The sequence below is a fragment of the Bradyrhizobium sp. P2_E8 genome (genome assembly GCF_056403875.1).
This window is the reverse complement of sequence record NZ_JBFUES010000429.1, coordinates 1-6,116: the sequence shown is the minus strand read 5'-3', so window position 1 is coordinate 6,116 and position 6,116 is coordinate 1. Positions and strand designations below refer to the sequence as shown.

Sequence of the window (6,116 nt, the reverse complement as noted above, 5' to 3'; positions counted from 1 at the left end):
GGGGTTGATGGCGCGGATGCGGGCCTCGACCTCGGCGAGCTCGGGCTTGGTGACGAGGTCGGTCTTGTTCAGCACGATGACGTCGGCAAAGGCGATCTGGTTCTTGGCCTCGGGCGCGTCCTTCAGACGGTCGGACAGCCATTTGGCGTCGGCAACCGTGACCACCGCGTCGAGGCGCGCGTTCTTCTGCACGTCCTCGTCGACGAAGAAGGTCTGGGCCACCGGCGCCGGATCGGCAAGGCCGGTGGTCTCGACGATGATGGCGTCGAACTTGCCCTTGCGCTTCATCAGCCCGTCCATGATGCGCACGAGGTCGCCGCGCACGGTGCAGCAGATGCAGCCATTGTTCATTTCGAACACTTCCTCATCGGCGCCGATGATGAGGTCGTTGTCGATGCCGATCTCGCCGAACTCGTTGACGATGACGGCGTATTTCTTGCCGTGGTTTTCCGACAGGATGCGGTTCAAAAGCGTGGTCTTGCCGGCACCGAGATAGCCGGTCAGAACGGTCACGGGAATTTTCTGGGAGGTCGCTTCAGACATAACTACTCCGGGGTCGGGCTTTTCCGCGCGACGCGAGGCGGGGTGGCCCCTGCCCTAGTGGTCAAGCGCGCTGGTCAGGGCCTTTATATTGTGCCTGACCATGTCAATGTAAGTGGGGGCAGGCCCCTTTTCACCCGTCAAACCGTCCGAAATCAAGGTCCCGCCGACCTTTGCCCCGGTCTCGGCGGCGATCCGCCGGATCAGGCGGTCGTCGCTGATATTCTCCAGGAAAACGGCCGGGATCCGCGCGGCCTTGATCTGACCGATGATGGCGGCGATGTCCCGCGCGCTGGGCTCGGTTTCGGTGGAGACACCGAGCGGCGCGATGAACCGGATACCGTATTCGGCGGCGAAATAGCCGAAGGCGTCATGGGTGGAGATCACCTTGCGCCGCTCGGGCGGAATTTTCGCAACGGCCTCGCGCACCTCGCGGTCGAGCGTTTCGAGCTTTTCCAGATAGGCCTTGGCCTGAGCGCGGAAGAAGTCCGCATCATCAGGATCGGCCGCGGCCAGCGCGTTGGCGATATCCGTCACGTAGACCTTGGCGTTGGGAACGGACTGCCAGGCATGTGGATCTGCAGCCGAGCCGAGCTTCAGCGGCGCGATGCCCGCGCTGGCGGTGACGATCGTTGCCTTGCTGCCGGAGGATTGCACGAGGCGCGGCAGCCAGCCCTCGAGGCCGAGCCCATTGACGACAACGAACTTTGCATCCGCGATCCGCTTCGCATCGCTTGGCGCCGGCGTATAGACATGGACGTCGCTGTCGGCGCCGACCAGCGTCGTGACGCTGACCCGGTCGCCGCCGACGTTGCGGACGAAATCGCCGAGGATCGAGAAACTGGCGACGACGTTGAGCCGTTCCGCGGCGTGCAGCGGCGAGGCGATCAGCAGCAGGGCAAAGAGCGGAAGGAAGCGCATCGCCGTCACGCTTCCAGATGCCGGCCGGGAAACAACTGCCGGACGATGCCGCCGACGCGGCCGAACAGCACCGAGACGATGTAGAGCATAGTCGCGACCAGAATGATCGCAGGGCCCGACGGCACGCGGGTCTGGAACGACAGCACGAGGCCGGCATAGCCCGAGACCGCGGCAGCGACGACCGCGATGCAGATCATGACAGTGAGATCGCGCGACCAGAACCGGGCAATGCCCGCCGGTAGGATCATCAGCCCCACCGCGAGCAGCGTGCCGAGCGCCTGAAAGCCGTTGACGAGGTTGATCACGACGAGCGCGAGGAAAGCGAGATGCGCCGGTCCCCCGGCCCGGCTGACCGTGCGCAGAAACAGCGGATCGACACTCTCGATCACCAGCGGGCGGTAGATCACGGCCAGCACCAGCAGCGTGACCGTGGCGTTGAAGGCGACCACCAGCAGCGTCTGGTCGTCCATCGCGAGGATGTTGCCGAACAGCACGTGCAGCAGGTCGATATTGGTGCCCTTGATCGAGACGATGGTCACCCCCAGCGCCAGCGAGGCCAGATAGAAGGTCGCGAGCGAGGCGTCCTCTTTCAGCCCGGTCGAGCGCGCGACCACGCCGGCGAGGATCGCGACCGCAAAGCCCGCGATCAGGCCGCCGGCCGTCATCGCAAACAGATTGAGGCCGGAGAGCAGGAAGCCGACGGCAGCACCGGGCAGGATCGCGTGCGCCATGGCATCGCCGACGAGGCTCATCCGCCGCAGCATCAGGAATACACCGATCGGCGCGCCCGCCAGCGACAGCGCAATGACGGCGGCAAGCGCCCGCCGCATGAACTCGAATTCGGTGAACGGACCGATCAGCGCGTCATGGAGCATTGGGCGTCACGCCGCCCGCGAATGGGCATCGTCGGCCGCGCAGGCCGCGGCGCTGTCGTCGAACGCCTCGCACATCCGCATTGCGACGACGAGGTTTTCCGGCGTCAGCACCTCCGCCGTCGGGCCCCAGGCCACAGGGCCCCGCGCCAGCACCAGGGTCTCGGTGAAATGGCTGCGCACCATCTCCATGTCGTGCAGCGCGGCGAGCACGGTGCGGCCCTCGCCATGCCAGTGCTTCACCAGCGCAAGCAGGTCGGTCGTGGTCTTGCTGTCGATGGCGTTGAAGGGCTCGTCGAGCACGATCAACCGCGCATCCTGGAGCAGCACGCGCGCGAACAGCACGCGCTGCATCTGGCCGCCGGAAAGCGTGCCGATCGGGCGGTTCTCGAAGCCATTGAGACCGACGGACGCGATCGCACCGAGGATTTTTCCGCGCGCGGCCTTGCCGATGCCGCCGAACAGGCCGGTGCCGCGCCACAGCCCGGTGCCGACGAAGTCGAACACCGAGATCGGGAAGCTGCGGTCGATCTCCGCGCTCTGCGGCAGATAGGCGATATCGCGGGAGTCGAGCCCGCCGAGATGGATGCTGCCGTCGAGCGGCCTGAGGATGCCGACGATGCCGCGCAGCAAGGTCGATTTGCCGGCACCGTTCGGGCCGATCACGGCGACCAGCGCGCCTGGCGCGACCTCGCCGTTGAGATGGTGCACGGCCGGATGCCGGTCGTAACCGAGCGTGACGTTGTGGAAATGCAGCGCCGCCATGGTCACCTCATCGCCAGAAAGACGATGCCCCAGAGCACGGCACAAACGGCGACCGCAGCGCCAAGGCGGCCCGCCATGGTCATGCGCAGGATCGACCAGGTCGCGGCCTGGGCCGGGTGCGGCGAGGCCGCATCATGGACATGGGCGTGGGTGTGGTCGTGCCCATGCGAATGCGCGTCGCCATGAGAATGGCCGTGCGCATGGTCGTGATGGTGGGCGTGGGACGCGGCGGGAACCATGCTTCGACGTTATATTATAACATTACGCCTGTCCACGCCGGGCTCAGGGCTTGCCGATCACCATCGCGATGGCGGCCGCCACGAACGGGAACGGYACCGAGACGGCGCAGCGGAACCAGACGAACCGGGCCGGCATGAACGGGATTTCCCATAAGATCACCCGCTGGAAGGCGAACAGCGCCCAGGCGACGACATAGGCGACCACCTGCGGCACACCACCGCCCGACTTCAGCGCTACGGTCCCGATGGAAAAGCCGATCACGGGGCCGCCGGGCGTGGCGGCACCGGCGACCACGGCGGTCGCGACCCCGAGCCAGCCGCTGTCCGGTCCGAGCCAGCCGGTGATCACCTCCTGCGGAATGATGGCGGCGATATAGCCCGAGCCGATCACGCCCAGCGCAATCCGCGGCACGATGTTGATGAAGTCCATCGAGCCCTCGCGCAGCGAGGCCTTGAACACCGGGGGCCCGCGGCGAAAGGCGATCAGGCCGACGCCGAACACCGAGCCCCACAGCAGGATGTCGATAAGGAGCGCCGCGCTCAATTCGCCTCCTCGTCGCTGTCGCGCTTCGGATAGAGCCGGACATAGACGAAGCGGCCGAGGCCGCCTGCGAGCACCGGCAGCGGCAGCGAGATCACGATCCGCCACAGCGTGAAATCGGTGCCCATGATCGGGATTTCCCAGGCGACCGCCCGGCCGTAGCCGATCAGGGTCCAGCTCACGACCATGGCGATGGTGGCGCCGAAATCGGCGCCGACCGCCAGCAGCGCGCTAGCCACGGGATAGGCGGTGAAGGGACCGCCGGGCAGGATCGCGCCGAAGGCGGTGCCGATCAGAAGGCCCTTCAGGCCGGATTGCGGCCCGAGCGAGCGCGAGACTTTTTCGTGCGGCAGGATCTCGGAGATGAAGGCGCCGAGCAGGCAGCCGGCCAGCACACGCGGCAGGATGCCGCCGAACAGCGACAGATCGTGGGTGAGAATGTCGAGAACGCCGTCGGTGCCGTCACGCCGCCAGACCAGCGCCGCGCTGACCGCCACCAGGGCCGCGATGATGATCGTCGACCAGCCGATCGGCTTGCGCACACGGCCCGGCCGCGGCTCGGACTCCGCATCCTCGGCAGGCGCCAGGTCTTTCGGGGAAGGGTCTGACAACGGGCTCGGGTCGGCTCGAGGGTGATGCCCATCCTGATTAAGGGCGCCGTCCATGCGATGCAAACGGAACGATGACGGGAAGCGATGCGCACCTCGCGCAGGCCCATGCGAAGCAGCAGTCGAATTCCGCACAGCAAAAAGGCGGCCGCGCATGCGACCGCCTTTCTCTATTCTGTCATTCCGGGGCGGCGAAGCCGAACCCGGAATCTCGAGATTCCGGGTCTGGTGCTGACGCACCGTCCCGGAATGACGGGATAATCTCAGGCCTTGTCGAACAGGGACTCGACGTATTCCCAGTTCACGAGGTTCTCGACGAACGCCTTGAGATAGTCCGGACGGCGGTTGCGATAGTCGATGTAGTAGGAGTGCTCCCAGACGTCGCAGCCGAGGATCGGGGTGGCGCCGTGCACCAGCGGATTCTCGCCGTTCGGGGTCTTGGAGATCTCGAGCTTGCCGTTCTTGACCTGGAGCCAGCACCAGCCGGAGCCGAACTGGCCGACGCCGGCCGCCTGGAAGTCGGTCTTGAACTTCTCGAAGCCGCCGAGGTCCTCGTTGATCTTCTTCTCGAGCTTGCCGGGCAGCTTGGTGCCGCCGCCATTGGGCTTCATCCAGCTCCAGAAATGGATGTGGTTGTAGTGCTGGCCGGCATTGTTGAACACCGCGGGGTTCTTGCCGAACGAGCCCTTGACGATCTCCTCAAGGGACTTGCCTTCCCATTCGGTGCCCTTGAGCGCGTTGTTGCCGTTGGTGACGTAGGCCTGATGATGCTTGTCGTGGTGGAATTCCAGCGTCTCCTTCGACATGAACTGGCCGAGGGCGTCATAGGCGTAAGGGAGTGGGGGCAGCGTAAAGGTCATGGGTTCTTGTCCGCAACTGGTGGGGAACGTTCTAACGGTCACCCCTTATAGAAGGTTCCGTCGCCGTTAAATACCGTCAATTTGCGAAAAGGCCTGATGCGGCCGCTTGGCCGGATTGCATAAAATCGTCGCAGCGTGGGGGGACGCTTCGACAGGCCGTAAAATATCATTGCCTTTGAGGCGCTTATGGCAGAACGAACGCACCACGGCGCGGAGACGCGAAAGAGAAAGCAATGAGCATCGAGATCGACATCCTGAACGGCGACGCTTCGTGGCGGATCGCACAGCCCCTGCTCAGCGCGGTCTGGGGACGCGACGCTGCCGAGAAGCCGTCGTGGAGCCACGTCAAATGGGCCAATGCCGACCTTCGCGTGCTGATCGAGACGCCCGAAGACGGCCTCGTCTGCCACGTCGGCATCTACTTCCGCACCGTCACCTGGAATGGACAGAAGGTTCACATCGGCGGCATCGGCGGGGTCTGCACCCGCGAGGACCGGCGCGGCCGCGGCTACGCCACCATGGCGATCGACGCGGCGGTACACACCATCCGGGCCAACGAGGCGGTTCGCTTCGCCCTTCTGTTCTGCGAACCGCATAATTTTGCGTTCTACGAGGCCCGCAGCTGGCTGCCCTTCAAGGGCGAGGTCTATTGCGAGCAGCCAGAGGGGAGGATCCGCTTCACCCACATGGCGCCCTATGTCTTCAACATCGTCCGCGCGCCGACGCTCGGCACCATCGACCTCTGCGGCCTGCCATGGTGAGCCCTGCGT

At 65.3% G+C, this 6,116-nt stretch carries 9 protein-coding genes; 1 reads left to right on the top strand and 8 read right to left on the bottom strand.

Features of this window, described 5'->3' with window-relative positions; all coding sequences use genetic code 11:
* The 8 genes from AC1D00_RS22665 to AC1D00_RS22630 all read right to left on the bottom strand — a co-directional run.
* Positions 1-543: CobW family GTP-binding protein (locus AC1D00_RS22665; protein WP_477012181.1), on the bottom strand; the 543-nt coding region annotated here is incomplete at its 3' end.
* Between the two features lie 54 nt (positions 544-597).
* Positions 598-1,461, bottom strand: a complete 864-nt coding sequence (locus AC1D00_RS22660) for a metal ABC transporter solute-binding protein, Zn/Mn family (protein ID WP_477012180.1) — start codon at positions 1,459-1,461, stop codon at positions 598-600.
* Positions 1,462-1,466: 5 nt separating this feature from the next.
* Positions 1,467-2,336: a metal ABC transporter permease gene (locus AC1D00_RS22655; protein WP_135175481.1), complete on the bottom strand. Its 870-nt coding sequence runs from the start codon at positions 2,334-2,336 to the stop codon at positions 1,467-1,469.
* Between the two features lie 6 nt (positions 2,337-2,342).
* The gene (locus AC1D00_RS22650; RefSeq protein ID WP_167770948.1) at positions 2,343-3,098 is read right to left on the bottom strand and encodes a metal ABC transporter ATP-binding protein; all 756 of its coding nucleotides are present in this window, start codon (positions 3,096-3,098) and stop codon (positions 2,343-2,345) included.
* Positions 3,099-3,100: 2 nt separating this feature from the next.
* The gene (locus tag AC1D00_RS22645) at positions 3,101-3,337 is read right to left on the bottom strand and encodes a hypothetical protein (protein WP_271575526.1); all 237 of its coding nucleotides are present in this window, start codon (positions 3,335-3,337) and stop codon (positions 3,101-3,103) included.
* A 43-nt stretch (positions 3,338-3,380) separates the two neighbouring features.
* A complete protein-coding gene (locus AC1D00_RS22640; protein WP_008138982.1) occupies positions 3,381-3,881 on the bottom strand; it encodes a hypothetical protein in 501 nt (166 codons plus the stop codon).
* Complete coding sequence (locus AC1D00_RS22635) at positions 3,878-4,489, bottom strand: permease (protein WP_477012179.1); 612 nt, start codon at positions 4,487-4,489, stop codon at positions 3,878-3,880. Before AC1D00_RS22635 ends, AC1D00_RS22640 begins: the two co-directional genes overlap by 4 nt.
* A 260-nt stretch (positions 4,490-4,749) precedes the next feature.
* Complete coding sequence (locus AC1D00_RS22630; RefSeq protein WP_014491764.1) at positions 4,750-5,346, bottom strand: superoxide dismutase; 597 nt, start codon at positions 5,344-5,346, stop codon at positions 4,750-4,752.
* 233 nt (positions 5,347-5,579) lie between these two features.
* On the opposite strand from AC1D00_RS22630, the gene AC1D00_RS22625 reads away from it, so the two are divergent.
* Complete coding sequence (locus AC1D00_RS22625; protein ID WP_404552580.1) at positions 5,580-6,107, top strand: GNAT family N-acetyltransferase; 528 nt, start codon at positions 5,580-5,582, stop codon at positions 6,105-6,107.
* The last annotated feature ends 9 nt before the right edge of the window (positions 6,108-6,116 follow it).

Excerpts from the sequence above, each read along its gene's own strand:
- AC1D00_RS22645 (WP_271575526.1), bottom strand. The coding sequence starts at position 3,337 with ATGGTTCCCGCCGCGTCCCACGCCCACCATCACGACCATGCGCACGGC.
- AC1D00_RS22660 (WP_477012180.1), bottom strand. The coding sequence starts at position 1,461 with ATGCGCTTCCTTCCGCTCTTTGCCCTGCTGCTGATCGCCTCGCCGCTG.
- AC1D00_RS22655 (WP_135175481.1), bottom strand. The coding sequence starts at position 2,336 with ATGCTCCATGACGCGCTGATCGGTCCGTTCACCGAATTCGAGTTCATG.
- AC1D00_RS22630 (WP_014491764.1), bottom strand. The coding sequence starts at position 5,346 with ATGACCTTTACGCTGCCCCCACTCCCTTACGCCTATGACGCCCTCGGC.
- AC1D00_RS22650 (WP_167770948.1), bottom strand. The coding sequence starts at position 3,098 with ATGGCGGCGCTGCATTTCCACAACGTCACGCTCGGTTACGACCGGCAT.
- AC1D00_RS22625 (WP_404552580.1), top strand. The coding sequence starts at position 5,580 with ATGAGCATCGAGATCGACATCCTGAACGGCGACGCTTCGTGGCGGATC.